This window comes from Ligilactobacillus hohenheimensis (assembly GCF_947381805.1).
Taxonomy (GTDB): domain Bacteria; phylum Bacillota; class Bacilli; order Lactobacillales; family Lactobacillaceae; genus Ligilactobacillus; species Ligilactobacillus hohenheimensis.
This window is the reverse complement of sequence record NZ_CANCXC010000003.1, coordinates 144,918-167,748: the sequence shown is the minus strand read 5'-3', so window position 1 is coordinate 167,748 and position 22,831 is coordinate 144,918. Positions and strand designations below refer to the sequence as shown.

Sequence of the window (22,831 nt, the reverse complement as noted above, 5' to 3'; positions counted from 1 at the left end):
AATCCCCCGGCGGTCGCACAGACCACCGGGGGATTTTTATATTATCAATAAACCATTGGATGCAACCCACTCAGGCCTTCCTGAAAGGCTTTATTCCTACCATACAAACAGCCCAACCATCGCTGCTGATAACAGGGATACCAGAATTCCTGAGATGAGCATGTAACCCACGTTTGCTGAAATGACATCGTTCTTTTCACGGTTAACAATCCCCTTGAAGCACCCGATGATCATCCCGATTGTTGACAGGTTAGCAAACGACGTCAGGAAGACCGTCAGCACCGCCTTAAAGTGCGGGGCAAAGTGACCAACCTGGTGCATTACCTTCAGCATTACCACGAATTCGTTCGTTACTAACTTAGTTCCCATGTACTGGCCCATCTGAAGCGCCGTATGCGGGTCCAACCCTAACAGCCATGCAAACGGGAACATGATGTAACCTAAGATCTTTTCAATCGTCCAAATGTGGCATAACTCCAATACCTTATCCAGTAAAGCAATTAAAGCCACAAAGGCAATAACGTTCGCCGCAATGATCAAAACCAGCCGGCCAGCGCCTAAGATGGAATCGCCCAGGAAGGAGAAGAACGGTTCGCGCTTTCCGTCCGCCTCAACGTCACCGGATGCTTCCGCTGCCGCTCCGGTAATCGTTGCCACGGTATCTTCTTCCTTGTCAACGTGAACCGGGTTCAGCATTGACGTAACAATTAGCGCGTTTACCACGTTCAGCGGCACGGCTGTAAGGATGAACTGCCCCGGCATCATCTGCATGTATGATCCCAGAATTGACGCCGTCACGCAACTCATTGACATCATGGCAAGCGTCAGGTTCCGCTTGGCCTTCATTTGCTTTAACTGAAGTTGTGATACGGCCAGCGCCTCCGTGTTTCCAAGGAACATCATTTCAACGGCGAAGAACGATTCAAACTTCGGCTGCCGCGTGACGAATGCCAGAATCTTACCGACCCACTTAATAATGAACGGCAGTACCCCGATGTAGGTCAAGATGTCAAACAGCGGCACGATCATTAAGATTGGTAGCAATGAACTAACAAAGAAGTCCATCTGCTTGACGTGCACCATGCTTGGAATTGCAAACGCAATCCCAACGTAGGCTTCCTTTACCAACGTATCAAACGCACCAGCCGCCCACTTAATCATGTTCTGGCCCCAACTAAAGCTGGTCATAAACCATGCTAAAAACAGGTTTAATACGACCATCGCAATGATGCCGTACCAGTTAATGTGCTTGCGGTCCTTGGAAAAAATCCACCCAATCGCAAGGAAGATGATGAGCCCAAGAATGTTGATTGCTAACTCCACAACTTCTCCTCCTCAAATATAAAAAAACAATTGCACAACACAAAACATAAACGCTCATATTGTACCCGTTTTTTCAAAAAATGTAAATCATTTCGGCGGTCTTTCAGCCTTTTTCATCCGGCATTGTTCGCTTTATCAGGAGTGACTGCTTCCCAGCCGGGGAAGGTGCCGGAGGAGGATTCCCAAAACCGTTGTGCTAATTACCATGTTAAGAATGAAACTTGCCCCGTTTACAGCGGCGGAGTACGCCACCGGGCCAAGCCCCCACTGAACGTATGCCCCCCAAAAGACGATGCCCGCATAGAAGTGAATGAGGTACTTTACCCCGACTCCGGTTAAGCAGGCTACCATAATCCAGCGAAATACTGGCCGGCCCGCACGAAGCGCATTCTGAAAGCGGGATGCCCATATTCCAGCCAACCCCACACTCATGCTTGCTACCGGGTACTCCAGAATTCCCTGCCAAACCGTCAGGATTTCCGCCCGGCCAAACAAAACGGGCAAAATTCCCCAAAGAAGGCCCGCGTACACGCCGATCTTCCACCCCCGCCGGAGACTAACCAGAACAATCGGGATAATCCCCAAAGACAGGTCAATCCATTCAACGGTGGGCACCACCATTGTGAGGGCCGCTGCCAATGCCGCCATTAACGTTCCTTCGATTACTCCTTGCAATGTTTGTTTTGTCATCAAAAAACCTCCCCTGCGTCATCCCAACACAGCGAAGGTCACTTCGATACCACACAATTCCTACGCTCGTACTAACGAACAGGTTCAAAGGGTCAGGAACGAATCCACTCTCAGCCAACCGGCTCCCCCTGTGTTGGTTAAACGTTTTCAATTTACCTTCAGTCTAGTACACCACGTTCCTCCGCGCAACTATTTATCATTGGGAAACCGGAGTCCCCAGTTAACCCGAATTTCGTTTAACAGGTGGGCAATATCCGCACTCATCGCCAACTCGCCGTCATCGTGGCCCTGCAAAACGTAGCGCTCCATGTCCTGCACTTCGTACTGGAGGGCCAAATCACTTGCCCCGGCCGTCATTGTCGTGGTCGTAGCGGTGTGCGCATCCGCAGTGTAGGTAACCGTTGCCTGGTCAGCCCGCGGATAGTTATTTACCTCAACAAAGCCCTTGGTCCCGGAAACCACGCCGCGTTTGGGCTGCTTTGCCCGGAACGACAGGCTAATGACCGCCATCTGCTCGTGGCCGTTCTTTAAAACGACGCCCGCCATTTCGTCCACTCCGGTTTGGTAAAACTGAACGGAAGTGGCCGCAACGTTGAGGTCCCGTAAAAACTGGCGGACAAACGCCACCGCATACCCGCCGATATCAAGTAACGCACCGCCCGCTAACTCGCGGTTAAAGTACCGGTGCCGCGGATCCGGATCCTTTAAACTTCCAAAATTAACCTGCACCATCTTAATCGTGCCAAGCTTCCCGGCCGCAATTAATTGGTGCAGTTGCTTGTACAACGGCATGTGGTATAGGGTGAATCCCTCCGTCAGGATGAGGTGGCGCTTCTGAGCCAGGGCCGCCACTTCGTCAAACTCAGCGGCCGTTACGGTAATCGCCTTTTCACAAAAAACGTGCTTCCCTGCCAGAAGGGCCTGCTTAATTAGCTCGTAGTGCTGGTTATGCGGGGTGGCAATGTACACAATGTCCACCTGCTGGTCGTTCATAAGGGCCGCATTATCATAGTACCGGTGTAAAACGTGGTACTTTGCCGCAAAGTCGTCGGTGTGTTCCCTGTGCGGATTGGAAACTGCGTACACCTCCCCGTTCACCGCATTAAGGGCGGCGGCCATGTCGCCCGCAGCCCAACCCGTTCCAATTATGCCCCAGTTCATCACTAACTCCTCCTTAAATAAAGCGCTTTACTCATAGGATAACAAATCCGGCCCACCCTAACCAGGCAGACCGGAATTTTAATTATTCATTTTTCTTTGCCGCCGTTGACGGCTCCTGTTGAGCGGCAAGTTGCTGCTTATACCGTTTATTACCCCGTTTTAGTTCAACGATTGTCCAAACCAGCAGGGCGATAATAAGAACATCAAGAATGTACGCCACAATCGCACCAAGGTGTTGCTCCGCCGGCGTTGGGTTACTACTAAAGAAGGCGGTCATCTGGTCAGGCAATCCCTGCATGTTCAGGAACGTTAGGACGATAACTGAGACCCATCCTAGAACCTTAACCCACCAGGTGTTCTTATACTGGCCCATTTCCAGTTCGCTGTCCGTCATCATTAGCAACGGGAGCATTGAAAACGGAAGTGCTAACGCCAGGAAGACCTGCGAATTATTCATCAGGTTATTAATGGCAATGTGCTGCTGGATTTCCGATTCACCCGCCGTCATGAGGACGCACAACAGGACGGGAACCACCGAGAGCAACCGGGTAACCAACCGCCGGGCCCACAGCGGCATCTTCATGTGGATAAAGCCTTCCATGATAACCTGTCCGGTTAACGTCCCGGTAATCGTTGAGTTTTGCCCGGAGGCTAACAGGGCGACTGCGAACAGGGTTGAAAGAATGCCGGAACGGGCAACCGCCGCTAACATCCCGTTACTTACGGTGTTCGGGTTATGCAACGCCTGGTATAGTCCGAAGAACGACGGGTCCTTGATGGCGCCCGTTTTAAAGACGGCCACCCCCATAATTAACAGCAAGGCGTTCACAAAGAATGCCGCCGTTAGCTGAATATTTGAGTCCCACGTCGTAAAGCGCACCGTCTGCTTAACGCTTTCTTCGTCATCGTAATCAATCTTCCGGGTCTGTGAAATTGCCGAGTGAAGGTACAGGTTATGGGGCATTACCGTCGCCCCGATAATCCCAAGCGCCCCGCTCAACGGGGTGGTTCCGTTAACGACCGGATGACTCGCCATCACCTTAGCACTCGGAATGAAGCCCGTAATTACCGCGCCCCATTTCGGGTCGGATAACGCAACCTGGTAAATAAACACCCCAAGAATTACGAGAATCAGGCACACAACCAACGCTTCAATCTTTCGGAAACCAATCTTCGTTAACAAAAGCAGAACCATTACGTCCGCAACCGTAATAAAGACCGCAATAATTAACGGGATATGGAAGAGAAGATTTAACGCAATCGCGGCCCCAATTACCTCCGCAATATCCGTTGCCATAATGGCAAGCTCCGTCAGAATCCACAAAACAATTCCGAGTGCCTTACTTGTCCGTGCCCGAATTGCTTGCGCCAAGTCCATTTGCGTGACAATACCAAGTTTAGCCGCCATGTACTGTAAGAGCATCGCAATCAAACTTGATATCAGGATTACTGACATTAGGAGGTAGCCAAAGTCCTGCCCGCCGGTGATCGACGTTGACCAGTTCCCGGGATCCATGTATCCCACTGCAACCAGTGCCCCCGGGCCAGAGTACGCAAGGAGCGTGCGCCAGAACCCCTTCCCCCTGGGAACCTCGACGGTACCGTTAATTTCTTCAAGCGATTTCCCGTTCGCGTATTCCAGCAAACGGTGTTTCTTTTCAGCCATTGAAAATCTCCTCCCCAATAAAAATTCCATTTTAAATATAGCACACACATTTAATAAAAGACAGATATTTTTTTCGGGATACCAAAAGTTTTACTGGTGTTATCCAATTACTTACGTTAGAATAGCGGTGAACACAGGTAATTATTAGAAAGGAAGATTAGATGGATACTGAAAGTGTTAAAAACATCAAAAAGATTCTGGTCGGCGTTGACGATTCAGCCGATGCCCAGCTTGCATTTCGGGTTGCCATGCGCCGTGCAATCGACCTCAACGCCACCCTTTACATCGTTTCAGTCCTGGAAAAGGATGAAATGAACGTCTTTCAGGTTCTGGATGACGATTATGTTCACGGCGAGCGCGAAGAATTAAAAAAGCACCTTCTTCGCTACCAAAAGATTGCTGAGGAAGCCGGGGTGGTTGATGTCCGGATCGTGATTGCCGAGGGGGACCCCGGCGAAACCATTGTTAAGGAAGTAATCCCAAGCATCAACCCTGACCTTCTCGTTGTTGGGGCCCTTTCAAAGCAGGGAATTCGCAAGTACTTTGGTTCTCAGGCCGCATACATGGCCAAGTATGCGCCGTGTTCTGTCTTTGTTGTCCGGTAGGTCCATCCGGTCATTATGAAATAGCAAGGAAAGTTGGGCATAAGCTCAGCTTTTTTGTTTTTTACCTTGTTACGTTCTTCGGCGTCCCATTTTTTATTTCCCGGGAAATGGCCATAAACAAAATTTAGTGTTGTGCTTCCCAGGAGAAATGGTAAAATATAACCAATGCTTTTAAAATTTCTAAATTAGGGAGTGAACGGTATGAATAAGCCAAAAAAGCGCCGGCCGCAATCCCTCGCTAACCGAATCAACCTTATTCGGGCGGCGGTAATGGGTGCAAACGACGGGATCCTTTCAATTGCCGGCATTGTTCTGGGAGTTGCGGGGGCGGCGGTCAGCCCCCATAACATCCTGTTATCTGGCCTTGCGGGCATGCTGGCCGGAACAGTCTCCATGGCGATGGGTGAGTTTGTCTCGGTCAGCTCCCAGCGGGATACCGAGAAACAGGCCATTGCGGACGAAACGCTGGCCCTTGATGAACGCTATGATGAGGAGTTTAACTTCATTAAAAATAAATACGTCCAAACGGGCATTTCACCCGACCTGGCAGCCAAAGCAACGAAGGAAATGCTCGCCGGTGATAAGCTGACCGTGGCGGTGCGGGAACGTTACGGGTTTGATCCGGCCGATAAAACGAGTGCGGTTGGCGCAGCCATCGCTTCAATGGTTTCATTTCCGACCGGTTCGCTCCTCCCCCTCCTTGCAATCACTCTCTTTCCGGCGTCTATCCGGATCGGCGCAACGATCATTGCGGTTGCCATTGCCCTTGCAATTACGGGATACACGGCCGCCGTTTTAGGAAACGCACAGCGCGGAAAAGCGTTAGGCCGCAACGTTCTCTTCGGGTTGCTTACGATGATCGTGACCTACGTCATTGGGACCCTTTTCGCGTAAGGAGGCGAATTCATGACAACCAAAGCTAACAAAAAAGAACACCAAACCCTGGCCGAACGGGCCAATACGTTACGAGCGGGCGTCCTCGGCGCCAACGATGGAATCCTCACGGTTGTGGGGGTGCTATTCAGTATGGCGGTTGCAACGACCAGTAATTTTGCCATCTTTATGGCTGGCCTTTCTGACTTGCTGGCGTGTGCGTTTTCCATGGCATCCGGGGAATACACTTCCGTTAGTTCCCAAAAGGATACCGAAAAGGCCGTGGTGGCAGACGAAGAACGGCACCTGAATGAGCGCCGGGAAGAGAACCTTGCAACCGTCACCCAGTACTACCAGGCCCGGGGCGTTTCCCCCCAAACGGCTCAGGAAATCGCAACGGAACTCATGGATAAGGACCCCCTCGGAACGATTGTCCGAATCAAACACGACCTGACATTAGGCCACTACCTCAACCCGTGGCACGCAGCCTTTTCATCCCTCGTATCAGCGGCTTCTGGGGGCATTTTCCCGCTTGTTGCCATGACACTTCTCCCATCAGCAATTCGGTGGCAGGGGACCATCATTGCGGTGATTCTTTCGGTGGCCCTTACCGGCTTCCTGAGCGCTAAGCTTGGCAACGGGAATGTCCGGGTGGCAATGATTCGCAACGTGATTATCGGAATTATCACGATGTTTATCCACTACTACGTGGGACTACTTCTTTAATTTTTCAATTCAACTACCAACAAAACCGGGCTTCACGCACGAAGCCCGGTTTTGTTATTGAAAAAGTTTCTGAAGACGCTGCGTCCGGTAGCAAATTTGCGTAATAATCACCGTTCCAATCGCCTTGAGCGTGTCCCCCGGCCAGAAAACCAGGTTCGCTACAATTGCTTTCCCCAACGCCATGTGACTAATATGCGCTAGCCATAGCGTTCCTAACCCATCAATCAGAAGAACACCACAGAGCATTACCAGGAGCAACTGCCGCCAAAAGGTCGTCATAACGCCAAAATGGTGGACGGTTACCCCGATTAAAAGCGCTGCAAGGGGGTACGCCATTATATATCCGCCCGTTGGACTAACAAGAACCGTTAACGGCGAAACGCCACCGGGAATCCCACAGATTCCCAGAAGCATTACAACCAAAACGGCCAGTAGCCCGCGCCGGCCACCCAACAGGGCCCCCGCCAGCATAATTCCCATGTTTTGTAGGATGATTGGCACCGGAATAAATCCAACCGGAATCGGGGGCAACAGCCCCATTACACAAATAATTACCGCCATCATTGCAATTTGAAGCAAATGTCGTAATCTGAGTTGCACGAAAAGACCTCCCTTTCATTTGCGTTAACTTGAATTCAATATTAGTTAACACAAATGATTATACTAGGAAGGTTTCAAAACGCAAGTTTTTTATTCATACAAGGCTGCCAGTTGCTGTACCGTCGCTGCTAACGTATACCCCGCGTTTGCAAAGGCTATCGCGTTCGTTACGCTGTAGGTTAGCTTATCAGGATGGCCGTTCGCTGCGGCGGTTGCCATTTTATCCGCCCACTGCCGCTCATCAAGGGAACATACTTGCACCTGCCCTACCCGGTGCGCTTCCGGAGACTGGTTCGGTGAAATAATGGCGGGTGTGCCGTTTGCAATGTTTTCCTGCAATGCAAGGGAAAGCCCCTCGTAAAGCGACGGCAAAGCAAACAAATCAAAGGCCGCCATTACCGGCCGGGGATCACGTAAAAAGCCCGTAAACGTAACGTTTGCCGTAATTCCAAGGTGTCTAGCCAATTCCCGGGCAGCTGCCTGCTGTTTCCCGTCGCCCACCAAAACCAGGTGCGTCGCTTGATTCTGCTGGTGGACCCGTGCAAACGCCCGTAATAAGAACTGTTGGTTTTTCTGGGGAAGAAACCGGCCCAAATGGCCAATGATAAACTTATCCGGAGCAACCCCTAACCGCCGCCGTGCTTCAGCCGCCTGCTGGGCATCAAACCGGTACTTCTGGGGAGCAACCCCATTCACAATTACCTTAAACGTGGGGCGCTGCTGGACTGCCGGTGAATAAAAGTAGTCAGCAGCAAACTGGGAACACGCAATAAAATCCGTTGCGGTCCGCGCCGCCACCATCATTCCTAGCCGGTGAAGTCGGTCCCGCCCCCACCGATCCTGGCCCCGCCGGTCAGCATGGGCATGGACAATAATTCGCTGAAACCCCACCTCCCGGGCTAACAAAATGGGCGCAAAGTTTGCGAGCGTATCCAGGTGAAGATGGATGATTGAACTTTCTTGCCGGGCTGCTTGGAGCTCCCGCCGCACCGACTGGAGATGCCGCATTAGTTGGGCTGGCCGTTTCCCAAAGGGCGCCGCCGCCCGGTATTCGCCTAACTGGCGTAACCCCTCATCTGGCCGCTCCCGCGCAATGTTAATTACCCGAAACCGGAATCCCCGGGAGTAAAGCTGCGTATAATTATTCCGGACAAAGGCGGTAATCCCGTTATCCTGATTAAACTGTCCTAAAAGGGTAATCGTCTTCATTCGTTTTCCTCCGTTAATTTTTCCCGAAATGCTTGGGGCCATTCTTCTGGATAAGGCGCGGTGATTACCCGCCGTTCGTTAGTAAACGGAATCACAATCCGCTGCTGGATTCCGTGAAGCATCAATCCTTGTTGGGAAGTATTTCCCGGGAAATATAATGGATCACCAATAATCGGGTGGCCATTCGCCGCACAGTGAACCCGCAGTTGGTGGGTCCGCCCCGTTTCAAGCGTCAATGCCAATAACGTTGCGGTCGCCGTTTGCCGGAGGATCCGATAGTGGGTGACCGCCGGCTGGGCTGCCTTCCCAGCGACCATTCGTTTCCGCCGGTCCTGCGGATCCCGCCCAATTGGTTGCGTCCACGTTCCAGCTGAGGGCGTGACCTGTCCTTGAACAACCGCTACGTACCGCCGCTTTATCCGTCCCAGACTGATATTGCGGTCAAGGATTGGCACAACAATTGGATTTTTAGCGATAATCATTGCACCACTTGTTTGCTGATCAAGCCGGTGAACCATATACGGGGCCGCCTGAGGGTGATCCGCAAGGTATCCAGCCGCCGCATTCATCATCGTTTGGCTTTCAGCTTGCCAGTTCGGGTGGCTCTTTAGTCCCCGGGGTTTATTAACAACCATTAAATCCTGGTTTTCATATAACACCGAACAGGGGATGCCCCGGTTAACCACGTAGTGTGATTCTGGCGTCCGAAACTCTTCCCCGTTAAAGGCCAAATGCACCTGCATCCCCCCTTTAACTGGGGTATTCATTGACTGGTAAATTCCGTTTACGGTCACTGTTCGGTTAACCCGCAGGTAATGGACAAACCGCCGGGGAAGGAGCCACGTTCGTTGAAGTAAATCACGCAGGGACTGGTTGCCCTGCGTTGGCCCCACTTCCCGTGTAATCTCCCAGCGCATCAGTTCTCTCCGTGGTGATGCTGGGCGGTCATGCGACACTGCTCACAGTACGGGTGTTGGATAAAATCCCGCCAAAACTGCGCATTAATCTCCTCTACGTGGCCGCACCGGTGGCACCGGACAACGTAATTATTCCCCACCGTGAGCATATTACGGCCCATTGCCGGAATCTTAACTAGTTCGAGTGTTTTGGTTAACATCTCCGCCATTTGGATCACCTCACGCTTCATTATACCCCATTCACGGCAGCCTCTTTTGGCCACAAAAAAGAAGCCGGGGTTCTGAAACCCAGGCTTCTTTTCTGAATTGCTGATTAGTCTTCAGCCACAAACGGTAACAGTCCCATAATCCGGGCCCGCTTGATTGCAACCGTTAACTTCCGCTGGTTCTTAGCGCTTGTTCCGGTTACCCGACGTGGTAAAATCTTACCCCGTTCTGAAATGAAACGCTTCAGCAAATCTGTATCCTTGTAATCGATGTATTCAATGTGGTTTGCGGCGATGTAATCAATCTTCCGCCGCCGCCGGCCACCACGACGCTGTTGTGCCATGAAAATCCCTCCTTCGTTCGCTAGAACGGCAGATCGTTCTCAGAAATCGTTGTGGTATCCCCATTCCCGTTATCTGCAAACGGATCGCTATCCTGCTGGTTATTCGTTGGTGTTGAATCCGCCGGACCCTGTGCCGGGGTAGGGTTGCCACCCGCTGGCATGCCAAAGTCCTGATTATCACTAAACGTATTCTGCACCGCACCGTTACTCTGAGGGGCACCTTGACCACCGTTCTGCTGCCGGTAGCGTTCTGAATCCGCCTTTGATTCCAAGAACGAGAAGTTGTCAGCAACAACCTCTGTCCGGTAGACCCGGTTCCCGTTCTGGTCATCATACGACCGGGTTTGAATCCGCCCCTCAACGGCAATTAAGGCTCCTTTATGGGTATAATTTGCCAACGTTTCGGCTGACTTCCGCCAAATTACGCAGTTAATAAAATCAGCTTCGCGTTCGCCGTTTTGGTTCTTAAACTGCCGGTCAACGGCCAACGTAAAGTTCGCCACAGCAACCCCTGACGGTGTGTACCGTAAGTCCGGGTCACGTGTTAACCGTCCAACAAGAACAGCCCGGTTAATCATGGTGCATTCCTCCTTTAATGTCGGTAATCTAAATTAGTCTTCGCGCTTAACGATCATGTGACGAAGAATTCCGTCGTTGATCTTAGCAAGCCGGTCAAATTCGTTAATTGCGTCCGCGTTCTCCGCCTTAACGTTTACAATGTGGTACATTCCTTCACTGTAGCCGTTAATTTCGTATGCGAAACGCCGCTTTGACCAGTCCTTTGAATCAACCACCTCAGCACCGTTATCAGCTAATACCTTGTCAAACCGGCTAACCAGTTCGTTCTTAGCTGCCTCATCCAGTGATGGGTTGATGATGTACGTAATTTCGTACTTTGTCATGACTGTGTCACCTCCTTATGGACTATTGGTTCTTAAATGATAAGAACAAGGAGTAGCCTATCGTTAGGTACTCACGGTTAATTATTGTATCATTCCTCCAAACTAAAAACAACGAAGAGTTGAACCCGCAGCTACTTATAACTACGTCAAAAAAGATACTCTTCGTCGTTTTTATTTGGAATTATTTTTCGTCCTGCGTCTCTGCGGTTTCCTCATCCGAAGAACCGGCTTCTTCTGGCGCGACCTTCGCCATCGTGGAAACATGGGCATCATCCGTCAGGTTAATCAAATGAACCCCCATCGTTGCCCGGCCGGTTGACGAAACGCTTGCCGCAGCAAAGCGGATAATGACCCCCTTATCGGTGATCACCATGATGTCTTCGTCACCCGTAACGGTGGTTAACCCAACCAGCGGGCCGTTCTTGGCGGTAATGTTGGCCGTCTTAATTCCCTTACCACCACGACCTTTAATCGGGTATTCACTTACTGGTGTTTGCTTTCCGTAACCATTAGCGGAAATAACCAGCACCTGTGCTCCCGGAACTAACAGGTCAGAACCGATGACATAATCATCATCCCGCAGCCGAATCCCCCGAACTCCCGTGGCTGACCGGCCCATTGACCGCACCTGGTCCTCCCAGAAACTTGCCGCGTATCCTTTGTGGGTGCCGATAATGATATTCTGGTTACCGTCCGTTACGGCAACGTTAATCAGTTCATCGTCGTCCTTTAGGTTGATTGCCTTTAACCCGTTACTCCGAATATTCTCAAATTCAGCCACCGCCGTGCGTTTAACAACACCCTTAACGGTGGTAAAGAAGAAGTAGTGGTTGCCGTCACGGGCATCCTTCGACAGGTTGATTACGGTTTGAATCCGTTCGTCCCCCGCGATATTAAGGAGGTTAATTACCGGAATTCCCTTAGCAGCCCGGCCGTATTCTGGGATTTCATATCCCTTCATCCGGTAAACCTTCCCCTTATTCGTAAAGAACAGAAGCTCTTCGTGGGTCGACGTCGTTAACAGGTGTTCGATGAAATCATCATCGTGAACGCCCATTCCCTGAACGCCCCGACCGCCCCGGTTCTGGGACTTAAAGTCCTTGGTCGGAAGCCGTTTAATGTAACCGTTATGCGTGAGGGTTACCACAACATTTTCTTCTTCGATGAGGTCTTCGTCTTCAATGCTCAGGACTTCGCCGACCATGAGTTCTGTCCGCCGTTCATCGCCAAACTTCTCCTGAATGGCAAGGAGCTCGTTATAAATGATCTCCTTAATCCGGTCTTCATGGGCCAGAATGTCTTCGTAATCGGCAATGGCCGCCATCGTCTTCTTGTACTCGTTGTCGACCTTTTCGCGTTCCAGACCGGTTAACCGGACAAGCCGCATATCCAGAATGGCCTGCGCCTGCTTATCACTCAGCTGGTAGTTATCCATCAACTGGTTCTTGGCAATCTCCGCCGTTTGCGAGTTCCGGATAATGCTAATGATTTCATCAATGTGATCCAGCGCAATCCGTAACCCTTCAAGAATGTGGGCCCGCGCCTTCGCCTTCTTCAGGTCAAACTGCGTCCGCCGCCGAATAACGCTTTCCTGGTGGTCCAGGTAATGCTGCAAAATCTCTTTCAAGCTCAACAGCTTCGGCGTGCCGTTTACGATTGCAAGCATGTTAAACGTGTACGACGTCTGCATCAGCGTTAACTTGTAAAGGTTGTTAAGGACCACTGACGCACTCGCATCACGCCGCACATCAATCGTGATCTGCATTCCATCCCGGTCAGACTCATCCTGAATATTAGTAATTCCGTCAATCTTCTTTTCCCGGGTTAACTCAGCAATCCGCTCAATTAACTTGGCCTTATTAACCATGTACGGAATTTCGTGGACGATAATCTGTTCCTTCCCGTTTGGTTGCTCTTCAATATCAACCTTTGCCCGTAAGGTTACCGTTCCGTGCCCCGTTTCGTACGCCTTACGAATTCCGGACTTGCCAATGACAACCCCACCAGTTGGGAAATCAGGTCCCGGGATGGCCTCCATCAGGTCTGCCGTTGTCGCATCCGGGTTTTCCATCAGAATATGCAATCCGGAAATTACTTCCGCCATGTTGTGCGGCGGAATGTTGGTTGTCATCCCAACCGCAATCCCCGTCGCCCCGTTAACTAACAGGTTCGGGAACCGGGCTGGAAGGACTTCTGGTTCCCGCTCCGTGCCGTCATAGTTGTCCTGAAAATCAATCGTATCCTTGTTAATGTCCCGGAGCATTTCCAGCGTGATTTTGCTCATCCGGGCTTCGGTGTACCGCATTGCGGCCGCACCATCACCATCGACCGAGCCAAAGTTTCCGTGCCCATCAACTAACAGGTACCGGTAACTGAAATCTTGGGCCATCCGCACCATCGACTCGTAAATTGCCGCATCCCCGTGCGGGTGGAACTTCCCCATTACGTCCCCAACAATTCTGGCCGACTTTTTATACGGCTTATCTGGGGTAACCCCAAGCTCGTTCATCCCGTACAAAATCCGCCGGTGAACGGGCTTAAGGCCATCCCGCACATCTGGTAACGCCCGGGCAACAATTACGCTCATCGCGTAGTCCAGGAACGATTCCCGCATGACCTTCGACAGGTCAACATTCTTTATGCGGTCTGGTAATTCAACCACTTGTCACATCCTCCTTACGTCACGTCAGTGTTTCACATGAAACATCCTGTTCCACCACTTAATCAACGGCGGAATTCCTAAATATCCAGGTTTTCAACAAACGTTGCGTTATCTTCAATAAACTGCCGCCGCGGACCAACATGATCCCCCATCAGCATTTCAAAGATTCCGTTTGCTTCCTCCGCATCAGATAAATCCACCCGTAAGAGCCGCCGGTTTGCCGGATCCATCGTGGTCTCCCACAACTGTTCGGCATCCATTTCACCAAGCCCCTTGTACCGCTGGATAACTGGCTTTGGACTTGGCGGAAGCTGCCCAAGCACCTCATCAAGTTCTTCGTCCGAATCAATGTACTTAATCATCTTCCCCTGCCGAACCTGGTACAACGGTGGCTGGGCAATGTAAACGTAGCCCTTCTCAATCATCGGCCGCATGAACCGGTAGAACAGCGTCAGAAGTAACGTCCGAATGTGGGCGCCATCAACATCGGCATCCGTCATGATAATCAACTTATGGTAGTTCGCCTTTTCGACATCAAAGTCATCTCCGAACCCTGTTCCCAAAGCGGTAAACAGGGAACGAATTTCATCGTTTGCCAGGATCCGGTCTAAGCTGGCCTTTTCAACGTTCAAAATCTTTCCCCGGATTGGAAGGATTGCCTGCGTTAGCCGCGACCGGCCCTGCTTAGCGGAACCACCCGCGGAATCCCCCTCGACGATAAATAGTTCTGAAATCTCAGGGTCCTTACTGGTGTTATCCGCCAGCTTTCCGGGAAGGTTACTAATTTCTAGCCCGTTCTTCTTCCGCGTTACTTCCCGCGCCCGCTTAGCAGCAACCCGCGCCTTCGCAGCCAGCATTCCCTTTTCAACAATCTGCTTTGCAACCGTTGGGTTCTCCAACATAAATTTCGAGAAGGTGGCGGTAAAAAGCTTATCCGTGGCGTGCCGGGCATCCGAATTCCCCAGCTTCGTCTTCGTCTGGCCTTCAAACTGCGGGTCCGGGTGTTTAATTGATACTACGGCCGTGAGCCCTTCCCGGACATCCTCCCCGGAAAGGTTCGGGTCGTTGTCCTTTAAAATTCCGTTCTTCCGGGCATAGTCGTTAATGACCCGCGTCAATGCCGTCTTGAAGCCGGCCTCGTGCGTCCCACCTTCATACGTGTGGATGTTATTCGTAAACGTCAGCAGGTTTGAATGGAAGTCGTCCGTGTACTGCAGGGCAACCTCAACGGTAATCCCGTTTTCCTCCCCCTCAACGTAAATCGGCTCCGGGAAAAGTTTCTCCTTCCCCTCGTTTAGGTAATCAATGTAGTGCTTAATTCCCCCCGCATAGTGAAAATCCGCGTGCGTTGGCTCTTCCGGCCGCTTATCATCAATCGTGATCCGCAGTCCCTTGTTTAGGAAAGCCAGTTCCCGAATCCGGGTCGTCAACACGTTAATGTCGTACACCGTTGTCTCCCGGAAAATATCAGCATCCGGCTTAAAGTGCACCATTGTTCCGTGCGTATCAGCATCACAGTGGCCGATTACCTCCATTGCGTGGACAACCTTGCCCCGCTTGAAGTCCATTCCGTAGATGTTAGTGTCACCAGCCCGCATAACCTGAACGTCTAATTCGGTTGCCAGGGCGTTTACAACTGAGGCTCCCACCCCGTGGAGCCCACCAGATACCTTGTACCCGCCGCCGCCGAACTTTCCGCCGGCGTGCAAAACGGTAAAGACGGTTTCAAGGGCTGGCCGCCCCGTCTTTGGTTGGATGTCAACCGGAATTCCCCGCCCGTTATCCCGAACGGTAATGCTGTTGTCCTCCTCAACGGTGACGTTAATCTCCGTTGCAAACCCTGCAAGGGCTTCATCAATTCCGTTATCAATGATTTCCCATACAAGGTGGTGTAATCCCTGAGAACTAGTAGAACCAATGTACATTCCTGGCCGCTTCCGGACAGCTTCCAGTCCCTCCAACACCTGGATTTGACTGGCATCATATTCCTTTGCCGCGGCCTGTTTAGCCGCCGTTGTCTTCTCTTCTTCAGTCAAGGTGATTCCTTCCTTCCTAATTAACATCAATCAGTGGTGGTTTTACTGTCTGGTATTTCCGGGGAAATATTTTCGGTTGGCGTGATCGTTCCCGCACTAACCGTAAAAATGCGGGGAGCGTTAATTAATTTCCGCGCAACATCGCTCAGCGCCGGCGACGTTAAAAACGTCTGCACCCGATCCTGAATTGCCCGGAGAAGATGAGTCTGGCGCATTCCATCCAGTTCAGATAAAACGTCGTCAAGCAAGAGAATCGGCGCTTCCCCCGTCGCCTCCTGCATCAACCCAATCTCAGCTAACTTAACCGCCAACGCCGTTGTTCGCTGCTGCCCCTGTGAACCGTATGACTGCACGTTCTTTCCGTTAAGGTAGAAATAAACATCGTCCAAGTGGGGCCCCGCTAACGTCGTTCCCTTCTCTACCTCGGTTAGCCGAATTTCCTGATACTTTGTGGTCAGTTGTTCCCCCACTTCCTCGGCAGTCGCACCGATTTCCTTTAAGAGACGGGCGTGATACCGGATCGTCAGCTGCTCATCTCCCTGAGTAATCTCATGTTGCAACTCCTGGGCGTACTGTTCTAGCTGTGTAAGGTACTTAACCCGTTTAGCGATGATTATTCCGCCTAATTCCGCTAACTGGGCGGACAACACGTCGAGGTACACCTCATCGCGCGCCTGATTAAGTTGCAGCTGCTTAAGGTACTGGTTTCGCTGCCGTAGGACTGTCCGGTACTGGCTAAGGGCGGCCAAGTACCGGGCATCAATTTGACCAAACTCCATATCAACAAACCGGCGGCGAATCGCAGGCGCCCCCTTTACGAGCGCAAGATCCTCGGGTGCAAATAAGATGACGTTCATCTGACCGATGTACTGCGAGAGCTTCGCCTGTTCTAGCTGATTAACCCGGACCCGTTTCCCGGTTGGGCCAAGGGAAACGCTTAACCGGAGCGGTCCTAGTTTCCGGCTTACTACTCCTTCAATCTGGGCGCTTTTTTGCCCAAAGCGAATAAGTTGCCGGTCATTCGCCGTCCGGTGACTCCGTGTCATTGCCAGAAGATAAATTGCTTCTAGTAAATTCGTCTTCCCCTGCGCGTTCTGTCCGAGTAACACGTTCGTTTGCGGTGAAAACTCAGCCGTGAGGTCCGCATAATTTCGAAAATCGGTGAGTTGAAGTTTATCGAGGTGCACGGGGACCCATCGCTTTCAGCGTAATTACCTGCTTATCGGGAAGCGTCACCGTATCACCAGCGCGGAGTTTCCTGCCCCGGCGGTCTTCGGGTTCGCCGTTGACCAAGACCTCATTGTTCGCTAAGTACCACTTAGCCTGGCCTCCCGAAGAAATTAGATCGATGCTTTTAAGTAATTGCCCCAGGGTAATTACCGGTTTTCGAAGCCGAAATTCATTTCTCACACAGCATCCCTCACTTTCGTGTCCGCCTTTAATTATAGCTTTTTTGCCCCCTAAAAACAATTAGAAGCGAATAACGGCCTGTTTCAGCTCATTTGTAGTGATTGAATGGTCTTCCACTTACAATCAATCCAACTCCCGTAAACGTCCTTAAAATCGCTTGTAACCCTCTCAGCTAAATTTTCCCGTAAAAAAAGAAGGTGTGCACTCCACCTTCTTTTGGCTATTCGTTTTTCGCAGCTAATTTCCTGTCTTAAACCGTCCGCACCGGCGTAATTAACTGGATAAAGTCACCCTGGTCGTCGCTTGGAACGAGGGTAAACGGCCGGAGTGGTTGGGTAAAGGCCAACTTGATGGTTGCTTGGCCAAATGACCGGAGCGCATCCTTCATGTAATCCGGGTTAAACGAGATCGCAATCCCCTCACCAGAAAGGGAACTAAACTGTAATTCTTCCTCGACGTTTCCGACTTCCGGTGAGTTCCCGGAAAGCGTTGCCCGCTGTGCGTCAGTATCAAGTTCCAGCTTAACAACGTTATTTTGACCGGCATGCGATAACAGTGACGCCCGTTCGATTGCTTGTAACAAAACCCCCGCATTAAATTCTACCTGCGTGCTTGAATCCTGCGGAATTAACCGGGATGTTTCCGGGTACATCCCATCAAGCAGCCGGGAATAAAACGCCGTTGTTCCCCACGTAAAGAGAATTTGGTTTTCGGCAACCCGGAGATGAAGTTGCTCGTTATCATCAATCATCCGGGAGAATTCGCGGAACGCATCGCCGGGAACAATAATGTCATAGTCAACCTCCGGCGCATCCGTTAACGTAATTTTCCGTTGACTTAGCCGGTGGGAGTCCGTTGCGACTGCCAATAATTCCCCGTTATGAATGGTAACGTGAATTCCAGTTAACATTGGCCGGCTTTCCTGCCTGGAGACGGCAATTACGGTCTGGCTAATAATCTGTTTTAAAACGTCCCCCGCAATTGTCAGTTGTTCTGCCGTATCAATTTCCGGTAAGTGTGGGTAGTTAACGGCATCCAGCCCATTAATTGTAAAGGAAGCGGATCCTGACGTGATGGTTGCTTGGTAGTGGTCATTAACCGTGACCTTCATTGTTTTTTCAGGAAGTTTTTTAACAATTTCACTGAAAAAACGCGCTGGTAAAACAATGGAGCCCGTTGATTCAATAGTTAGGTCTGCAGGTGAAGCAGTCACTGGGAGTTGTGTTTGGATGGTAATATCAGCATTACTTCCAGTTAAGGTTAAGCCGTCGTCAGTTAAATCTAATTTTAAGCCCGTCAAGATTTCAATGGCGGTTTTAGTTGAAATTGCCCGTTGAACGTCATTGAGTTTGGCTAAGAAAGCATTGCGATTTACAGAAAATTCCATGGATGTTCCTCCTGGTTATTAATAATTAATTATAAAGAATAACAGTAATAGTATTAGGGGCTGTTTATTTTGTGGATAACCCCCGAAATAGTGAAGATCACGTTAATTAAACTTGTTAATAACCTGTGAATAACTTTTGGGGATTACTCGCAGGTTATTCACAGGCTATTTTTGGAGGGCAGCTTTAATATCAGCAACTGTTTGACGTAAAGATGCGTCCTCCTTAAGCGCAGCATCAATCTTGTCGTAGGCATGGATCACCGTCGTGTGATCCTTCCCCCCAAATTCGTTTCCAATCCGGGGAAGGGAAGCATCCGTCATTGTCCGGGAAAGGTACATTGCAATTTGCCGGGGAACAACGATTGTTTTAACCCGTTTGCGCCCCTTTAAATCATCAACCGTTACGTGAAAATGAGCGGCGACCTTCTCCTGAATGAGGGCAATCGAAAGCTCTGGCCGGGTGACCTGCGTGTTGTAGTTTTGGAGCGCCTGGGCAGCTAAGTCCGTTGTAATCGGCTTATTGTTTAACCGGGAGTAGGCAATTACCCGGTTAAGCGCTCCCTGCAGGTCCCGCACACTCTTATCCGCCTGGTTATTAGCAATGTACTTCAGCGCATCGTCGGTTGCACTCACGTGGTTATCGTCAGCTTTATTCCGGAGGATTGCGATCCGGGTTTCAAGGTCAGGGGGGGTAATATCAACGGAAAGCCCCATCTTAAACCGGGAAACAAGGCGGTCCTCCAGGTTAGGAATTTGTTCTGGTTGGCGGTCAGACGTAAAGACAATCTGTTTATTCTTTTCAAATAGGTCCTCAAACGTGTGGAAGAATTCTTCCTTAGTGGAATCCTTATCCGCGAAGAACTGGATGTCGTCGATTAAAAGGAGATCGACGTTCCGGTACGCATCACGAAATTCAGCCTGGCGGTTATTCCGAATTGAATCAATGAAATCGTTCGTAAACGTTTCACTGGAAACAAACCGGATGGTGTAATTAGGGTTAATTTCAAGCATCCGGTGGCCAATGGCTTGCATTAGGTGGGTTTTTCCCAACCCAACGCCACCATAAATTAACAGGGGATTATACATCGATCCCGGTTGTTCGGCGACTGACAGTGCCGCTGCTTGGGCCATCCGGTTGCCTTCACCCACAACGAAGTTTTCAAAGGTGTAATGATCGTTGAGGGATGAGGGTTTCATGTACGCTGGAACCTGATCGAAGTCGTTGCTGGTTCCGGTCTGGTCAATATTTTTCTGGGATTGGCCGGCATCGTGAGTCACCGTTTGGGACAACGGGTTTGCGTCTTCTGGAACCTGCGCCAGGATCGTAATGGTGTCCTTCGTTGATTTCTTTAGGAGGGCACTTACTTTTTCTGCAAGGGTATCGCGCCAAAAATCGGCGTGAAACTGGGTAGGAACGGTAATTGTTAACACGTTATCCGTAAACGATTCCGGGGTTGCCGTTTCGATCCAGGTTGCAAATGAAGTTGGAGAAAGATCCTGCCGGAGGGTGTCGCTAATGAATTGCCAGATAGTCGCTAAACTTGGTTGACTTTGATTCGCCACGACAAATTCCTCCCTACTTAACTTAGAATTACGCACCTAGTCTACCATAACGGCTTGCTTTTTTTCCACAACGGTTTTGTTTTTTAGGGGAGTAATTCACAAGGTGAGGATAAAAAAATCCCCTAAAAGCACATTTCAGGAATAATTTATCCACAGAAAATGTGAATTGTGGGGATATTTCAAAACGGTTACGAACAAGTCACAGAAGTTTTACACCAATGAAATCCTAATAAATCAGGGTTGTTTTGCGATTATCCACAGAATTCACAGAACTGTGCACATTCTTGTTCAACGGGGGTGAATTTGCGGATGATTTCGTGAATTGTGGGGATTAAGTGCGAATAACATTCTGGGTTTATCCACATTGTCCACAAGATTATCCACCGTTTTTGGGGATACCATGGCGGCTACTTCTGGATTTCTAGGGAAAAACTGCTTTTCATTTGGGAGGCTGTATGGTAGGCTTATAGGGTAAGTCTTGACCTGGCAGTTGGCGCGGGTGACCGGTCAATCTTGTTGGGAAATTGAATAGGAGGTGCAGCAGCATGAAGCGAACATACCAACCGAAGAAGCGGCACCGGCAACGGGTTCACGGTTTCCGGAAGCGGATGAGCACGAGCAATGGCCGGAAGGTGCTTGCACGGCGTCGCCGGAAAGGCAGAAAAGTATTGTCTGCATAGGCCACTGGACCGTCAGTGGTCTTTTTCTTTTACTTATTAAAGGAAAAAGCCACGGATTTTTGGAGATGGATTATGAGAAAATCATATCGCGTCAAAAAAGAAGCGGAGTTTCAGCGGGTCTTTGCGACCGGAAAGTCGTACGCTAACCGTCAGTTTGTTGTGTACGTTTTGGAAAAACCAAATCAACCTCATTTTCGGGTAGGAATCTCAGTGGGGAAGAAGATTGGTAATTCCGTGGCGCGGAACTGGGTTAAGCGACGGATTCGGCAGAGCCTAACGGAACTTAAGCCCCAGCTAAAACAGGACTGTGATTTCCTGGTAATTGCGCGGCCGGCCGTTTCTGGAATGGCAATGGGGGACGTTAAGCGGCACCTGATGCACGTTCTGCGACTCGCGAAGATTTTACCAGCTGAATAAGAGGAAATACGCATGAAGAAAAAGCACAAGCGCGGACTTGTTATTCTAAGTGTGATGGCACTGCCACTACTGTTAGCAGGATGCGGAACGAGCAACGTTACTGCTCATAGTACGGGGATTTGGGACCATTACGTAATTTGGAACTTTATCCGGGCAATCGAATGGCTCAGTCACTTATTTGGTAATAATTACGGGTGGGGAATTATTGTCTTCACCGTAATTGTGCGGATTATTATCCTCCCGTTGATGTTCTACCAGAACAAGTCGATGCGGAAGACGACCGAGTTGCAGCCACAGTTTAAGGCGTTACAGGCGAAGTATCCCGATGCCCGGACTGATCCGAATCAGGCGCGGGCAATGCAAGAAGAGCAGCAGAAGTTATACGCGGATGCCGGAATTTCACCGGTTGCCGGGTGTTTACCGATGCTGGTCCAGATGCCCGTGTTGATTGCCCTGTATCAGGCCATTTTCCGGTCGCCGGTCCTGAAATCCGGCCACTTCTTCTGGATGGAACTAGGGGATAAGGATCCGTACTACATCATGCCGATCTTGGCGGCGTTATTTACGTTCTTAACGTCGTACCTAAGCATGATGTCTCAGCCGGAACAAAACGGGATGACGAAGATCATGACGTACGGAATGTCGATTATGACGTTTATCATGGCCATCAACTTTCCAGCGGCACTATCGCTGTACTGGATGATTACCAATGCCTTTTCTGTTGGTCAAATTCTGTTAATTTCAAACCCGTTTAAGATTCGTCGTGAGCGGGAGGAACAGGAACGGCAGGCAAAGGAAGCACAGCGAAAGAAACGGAAGGCGCGGCAAAAAGCGTTGAAAAACCGGAAAAAGGGTTAACATTAGATTAAAACTTTAGCATGGTGTCATCACCGAAATCAGGTGGGGCACCATGTTTTTTATAAACACTACAAGGAGGCTGTGCGTGATACGCCGCCTCTTTGCGCTGTAAAACCTAATACAAAAAACGGCCGAAGCGGAGTCGGTTGCGGGCATTACTCGCCGCACACTGTTCTCCTCTCGGCCGTTTTATTCTTTTATACCAACTAATCAGCGGCAATCGGCTCGCGGATTAGTTTCATGCTTGCGTGCTCCGTAACGCGGAGCCACTTGGTTTCATTGGTGGTAGTTGGGTCGGCGTTTTCCGTTAGTTCCTGGTTTACGACCATGGTATCAACGGTGTGCAGCCAGTTAGCAATCTTCTGGTAGTTTGTCATCACGGTTTCCCGCACATCCCGGCCATCGTTAAACTGGAAGTAAACGCCCGTGTACCACGTTTGGCCGTTCAGGATTTGCTTAGCAAGGTTCTTAAGAAAGACGCGGCCGTGATCAGCACCACTCAAGTCAAGCATGAGATTATCGACCGTAATTACCCCGGTTGTGAGGTTTTGCCGCATAAACGCGGTGATGTTTCGTACTCGTTCCATTTTGTCCCC

24 protein-coding genes and 1 riboswitch are annotated in these 22,831 nt (G+C 50.4%); of the genes, 6 read left to right on the top strand and 18 right to left on the bottom strand.

From position 1 onward, the window contains the following. Nucleotides 1–96: 96 nt before the first annotated feature. The 4 genes from QOR60_RS05515 to QOR60_RS05500 all read right to left on the bottom strand — a co-directional run bounded on the left by QOR60_RS05515 (nt 97) and on the right by QOR60_RS05500 (nt 4,840). The gene (locus tag QOR60_RS05515) at nt 97–1,323 is read right to left on the bottom strand and encodes a NupC/NupG family nucleoside CNT transporter (RefSeq protein WP_283582367.1); all 1,227 of its coding nucleotides are present in this window, start codon (nt 1,321–1,323) and stop codon (nt 97–99) included. A gap of 135 nt (nt 1,324–1,458) precedes the next feature. Continuing rightward, nucleotides 1,459–2,013, bottom strand: a complete 555-nt coding sequence (gene thiT / locus QOR60_RS05510) for an energy-coupled thiamine transporter ThiT (protein ID WP_283582366.1) — start codon at nt 2,011–2,013, stop codon at nt 1,459–1,461. 39 nt (nt 2,014–2,052) lie between these two features. Next, nucleotides 2,053–2,152: riboswitch (TPP riboswitch) on the bottom strand. A gap of 50 nt (nt 2,153–2,202) precedes the next feature. Further along, nucleotides 2,203–3,174 carry a Gfo/Idh/MocA family protein gene (locus QOR60_RS05505; RefSeq protein WP_283582365.1) on the bottom strand — a complete coding sequence of 324 codons (972 nt, stop codon included), beginning with the start codon at nt 3,172–3,174 and terminating at the stop codon, nt 2,203–2,205. 82 nt (nt 3,175–3,256) lie between these two features. Further along, nucleotides 3,257–4,840, bottom strand: a complete 1,584-nt coding sequence (locus QOR60_RS05500) for an Nramp family divalent metal transporter (RefSeq protein ID WP_283582364.1) — start codon at nt 4,838–4,840, stop codon at nt 3,257–3,259. A 161-nt stretch (nt 4,841–5,001) separates the two neighbouring features. Here QOR60_RS05500 and QOR60_RS05495 point away from each other — a divergent pair, with 161 nt between their 5' ends. From QOR60_RS05495 to QOR60_RS05485, 3 genes are all read left to right on the top strand, one after another. Continuing rightward, on the top strand, nt 5,002–5,445 hold the full coding sequence (locus QOR60_RS05495; protein WP_283582363.1) for a universal stress protein: 444 nt from the start codon (nt 5,002–5,004) through the stop codon (nt 5,443–5,445). Between the two features lie 201 nt (nt 5,446–5,646). Further along, a complete protein-coding gene (locus QOR60_RS05490; RefSeq protein WP_283582362.1) occupies nt 5,647–6,339 on the top strand; it encodes a VIT1/CCC1 transporter family protein in 693 nt (230 codons plus the stop codon). A gap of 12 nt (nt 6,340–6,351) precedes the next feature. Next, nucleotides 6,352–7,044: a VIT1/CCC1 transporter family protein gene (locus QOR60_RS05485; protein ID WP_283582361.1), complete on the top strand. Its 693-nt coding sequence runs from the start codon at nt 6,352–6,354 to the stop codon at nt 7,042–7,044. 54 nt (nt 7,045–7,098) lie between these two features. On the opposite strand, the gene QOR60_RS05480 is transcribed toward QOR60_RS05485, so the two are convergent. The 13 genes from QOR60_RS05480 to dnaA all read right to left on the bottom strand — a co-directional run bounded on the left by QOR60_RS05480 (nt 7,099) and on the right by dnaA (nt 20,280). Then, nucleotides 7,099–7,644 carry a biotin transporter BioY gene (locus QOR60_RS05480; protein WP_283582360.1) on the bottom strand — a complete coding sequence of 182 codons (546 nt, stop codon included), beginning with the start codon at nt 7,642–7,644 and terminating at the stop codon, nt 7,099–7,101. A gap of 90 nt (nt 7,645–7,734) precedes the next feature. Beyond that, nucleotides 7,735–8,853, bottom strand: coding sequence for a glycosyltransferase (locus QOR60_RS05475; protein WP_283582359.1), 1,119 nt, complete (start codon nt 8,851–8,853; stop codon nt 7,735–7,737). Next, nucleotides 8,850–9,770 carry an RluA family pseudouridine synthase gene (locus tag QOR60_RS05470; RefSeq protein WP_283582358.1) on the bottom strand — a complete coding sequence of 307 codons (921 nt, stop codon included), beginning with the start codon at nt 9,768–9,770 and terminating at the stop codon, nt 8,850–8,852. Before QOR60_RS05470 ends, QOR60_RS05475 begins: the two co-directional genes overlap by 4 nt. Continuing rightward, nucleotides 9,770–9,979, bottom strand: coding sequence for a hypothetical protein (locus QOR60_RS05465; RefSeq protein ID WP_283582357.1), 210 nt, complete (start codon nt 9,977–9,979; stop codon nt 9,770–9,772). The genes QOR60_RS05470 and QOR60_RS05465 overlap by 1 nt, the downstream gene beginning before the upstream one ends. 104 nt (nt 9,980–10,083) lie before the next feature. Beyond that, nucleotides 10,084–10,320, bottom strand: coding sequence for a 30S ribosomal protein S18 (gene rpsR / locus QOR60_RS05460; RefSeq protein ID WP_283582356.1), 237 nt, complete (start codon nt 10,318–10,320; stop codon nt 10,084–10,086). Nucleotides 10,321–10,340: 20 nt separating this feature from the next. Next, a complete protein-coding gene (gene ssb, locus QOR60_RS05455; RefSeq protein WP_283582355.1) occupies nt 10,341–10,898 on the bottom strand; it encodes a single-stranded DNA-binding protein in 558 nt (185 codons plus the stop codon). Nucleotides 10,899–10,931: 33 nt separating this feature from the next. Next, nucleotides 10,932–11,222 carry a 30S ribosomal protein S6 gene (gene rpsF / locus QOR60_RS05450; RefSeq protein ID WP_283582354.1) on the bottom strand — a complete coding sequence of 97 codons (291 nt, stop codon included), beginning with the start codon at nt 11,220–11,222 and terminating at the stop codon, nt 10,932–10,934. Between the two features lie 181 nt (nt 11,223–11,403). Then, nucleotides 11,404–13,884 (bottom strand): DNA gyrase subunit A, encoded by a 2,481-nt coding sequence (gene gyrA / locus QOR60_RS05445; RefSeq protein ID WP_283582353.1) that lies wholly within the window; start codon nt 13,882–13,884, stop codon nt 11,404–11,406. A 77-nt stretch (nt 13,885–13,961) separates the two neighbouring features. Continuing rightward, the gene (gyrB, locus tag QOR60_RS05440; protein ID WP_283582352.1) at nt 13,962–15,920 is read right to left on the bottom strand and encodes a DNA topoisomerase (ATP-hydrolyzing) subunit B; all 1,959 of its coding nucleotides are present in this window, start codon (nt 15,918–15,920) and stop codon (nt 13,962–13,964) included. Between the two features lie 26 nt (nt 15,921–15,946). Beyond that, complete coding sequence (gene recF / locus QOR60_RS05435; RefSeq protein ID WP_283582351.1) at nt 15,947–17,107, bottom strand: DNA replication/repair protein RecF; 1,161 nt, start codon at nt 17,105–17,107, stop codon at nt 15,947–15,949. Beyond that, the gene (gene yaaA, locus QOR60_RS05430) at nt 17,094–17,330 is read right to left on the bottom strand and encodes a S4 domain-containing protein YaaA (RefSeq protein WP_283582350.1); all 237 of its coding nucleotides are present in this window, start codon (nt 17,328–17,330) and stop codon (nt 17,094–17,096) included. Before yaaA ends, recF begins: the two co-directional genes overlap by 14 nt. Nucleotides 17,331–17,580: 250 nt before the next feature. Beyond that, nucleotides 17,581–18,717 (bottom strand): DNA polymerase III subunit beta, encoded by a 1,137-nt coding sequence (gene dnaN / locus QOR60_RS05425; protein ID WP_283582349.1) that lies wholly within the window; start codon nt 18,715–18,717, stop codon nt 17,581–17,583. A gap of 165 nt (nt 18,718–18,882) precedes the next feature. Then, nucleotides 18,883–20,280, bottom strand: a complete 1,398-nt coding sequence (gene dnaA / locus QOR60_RS05420; RefSeq protein ID WP_283582348.1) for a chromosomal replication initiator protein DnaA — start codon at nt 20,278–20,280, stop codon at nt 18,883–18,885. A 545-nt stretch (nt 20,281–20,825) separates the two neighbouring features. Between dnaA and rpmH the strand changes: the two genes are divergently transcribed. The 3 genes from rpmH (at nt 20,826) to QOR60_RS05405 (ending at nt 22,235) form a co-directional block, all read left to right on the top strand. Then, complete coding sequence (gene rpmH, locus QOR60_RS05415) at nt 20,826–20,960, top strand: 50S ribosomal protein L34 (RefSeq protein WP_010581276.1); 135 nt, start codon at nt 20,826–20,828, stop codon at nt 20,958–20,960. Between the two features lie 72 nt (nt 20,961–21,032). Continuing rightward, on the top strand, nt 21,033–21,377 hold the full coding sequence (gene rnpA, locus QOR60_RS05410; protein ID WP_283582347.1) for a ribonuclease P protein component: 345 nt from the start codon (nt 21,033–21,035) through the stop codon (nt 21,375–21,377). 12 nt (nt 21,378–21,389) lie between these two features. Continuing rightward, the gene (locus QOR60_RS05405; protein WP_283582346.1) at nt 21,390–22,235 is read left to right on the top strand and encodes a membrane protein insertase YidC; all 846 of its coding nucleotides are present in this window, start codon (nt 21,390–21,392) and stop codon (nt 22,233–22,235) included. Between the two features lie 206 nt (nt 22,236–22,441). Here the strand turns inward: QOR60_RS05405 and QOR60_RS05400 are convergent, their stop codons facing one another. Next, nucleotides 22,442–22,822, bottom strand: a complete 381-nt coding sequence (locus QOR60_RS05400; protein WP_283582345.1) for a hypothetical protein — start codon at nt 22,820–22,822, stop codon at nt 22,442–22,444. Nucleotides 22,823–22,831 lie beyond the last annotated feature (9 nt).

Excerpts from the sequence above, each read along its gene's own strand:
- rnpA (WP_283582347.1), top strand. The coding sequence starts at position 21,033 with ATGAGAAAATCATATCGCGTCAAAAAAGAAGCGGAGTTTCAGCGGGTC.
- rpsF (WP_283582354.1), bottom strand. The coding sequence starts at position 11,222 with ATGACAAAGTACGAAATTACGTACATCATCAACCCATCACTGGATGAG.
- QOR60_RS05475 (WP_283582359.1), bottom strand. The coding sequence starts at position 8,853 with ATGAAGACGATTACCCTTTTAGGACAGTTTAATCAGGATAACGGGATT.
- dnaN (WP_283582349.1), bottom strand. The coding sequence starts at position 18,717 with ATGGAATTTTCTGTAAATCGCAATGCTTTCTTAGCCAAACTCAATGAC.
- QOR60_RS05505 (WP_283582365.1), bottom strand. The coding sequence starts at position 3,174 with ATGAACTGGGGCATAATTGGAACGGGTTGGGCTGCGGGCGACATGGCC.
- QOR60_RS05400 (WP_283582345.1), bottom strand. The coding sequence starts at position 22,822 with ATGGAACGAGTACGAAACATCACCGCGTTTATGCGGCAAAACCTCACA.
- QOR60_RS05470 (WP_283582358.1), bottom strand. The coding sequence starts at position 9,770 with ATGCGCTGGGAGATTACACGGGAAGTGGGGCCAACGCAGGGCAACCAG.
- QOR60_RS05500 (WP_283582364.1), bottom strand. The coding sequence starts at position 4,840 with ATGGCTGAAAAGAAACACCGTTTGCTGGAATACGCGAACGGGAAATCG.
- QOR60_RS05465 (WP_283582357.1), bottom strand. The coding sequence starts at position 9,979 with ATGGCGGAGATGTTAACCAAAACACTCGAACTAGTTAAGATTCCGGCA.
- QOR60_RS05485 (WP_283582361.1), top strand. The coding sequence starts at position 6,352 with ATGACAACCAAAGCTAACAAAAAAGAACACCAAACCCTGGCCGAACGG.
- thiT (WP_283582366.1), bottom strand. The coding sequence starts at position 2,013 with ATGACAAAACAAACATTGCAAGGAGTAATCGAAGGAACGTTAATGGCG.
- QOR60_RS05405 (WP_283582346.1), top strand. The coding sequence starts at position 21,390 with ATGAAGAAAAAGCACAAGCGCGGACTTGTTATTCTAAGTGTGATGGCA.
- QOR60_RS05490 (WP_283582362.1), top strand. The coding sequence starts at position 5,647 with ATGAATAAGCCAAAAAAGCGCCGGCCGCAATCCCTCGCTAACCGAATC.
- QOR60_RS05495 (WP_283582363.1), top strand. The coding sequence starts at position 5,002 with ATGGATACTGAAAGTGTTAAAAACATCAAAAAGATTCTGGTCGGCGTT.
- ssb (WP_283582355.1), bottom strand. The coding sequence starts at position 10,898 with ATGATTAACCGGGCTGTTCTTGTTGGACGGTTAACACGTGACCCGGAC.
- rpsR (WP_283582356.1), bottom strand. The coding sequence starts at position 10,320 with ATGGCACAACAGCGTCGTGGTGGCCGGCGGCGGCGGAAGATTGATTAC.
- rpmH (WP_010581276.1), top strand. The coding sequence starts at position 20,826 with ATGAAGCGAACATACCAACCGAAGAAGCGGCACCGGCAACGGGTTCAC.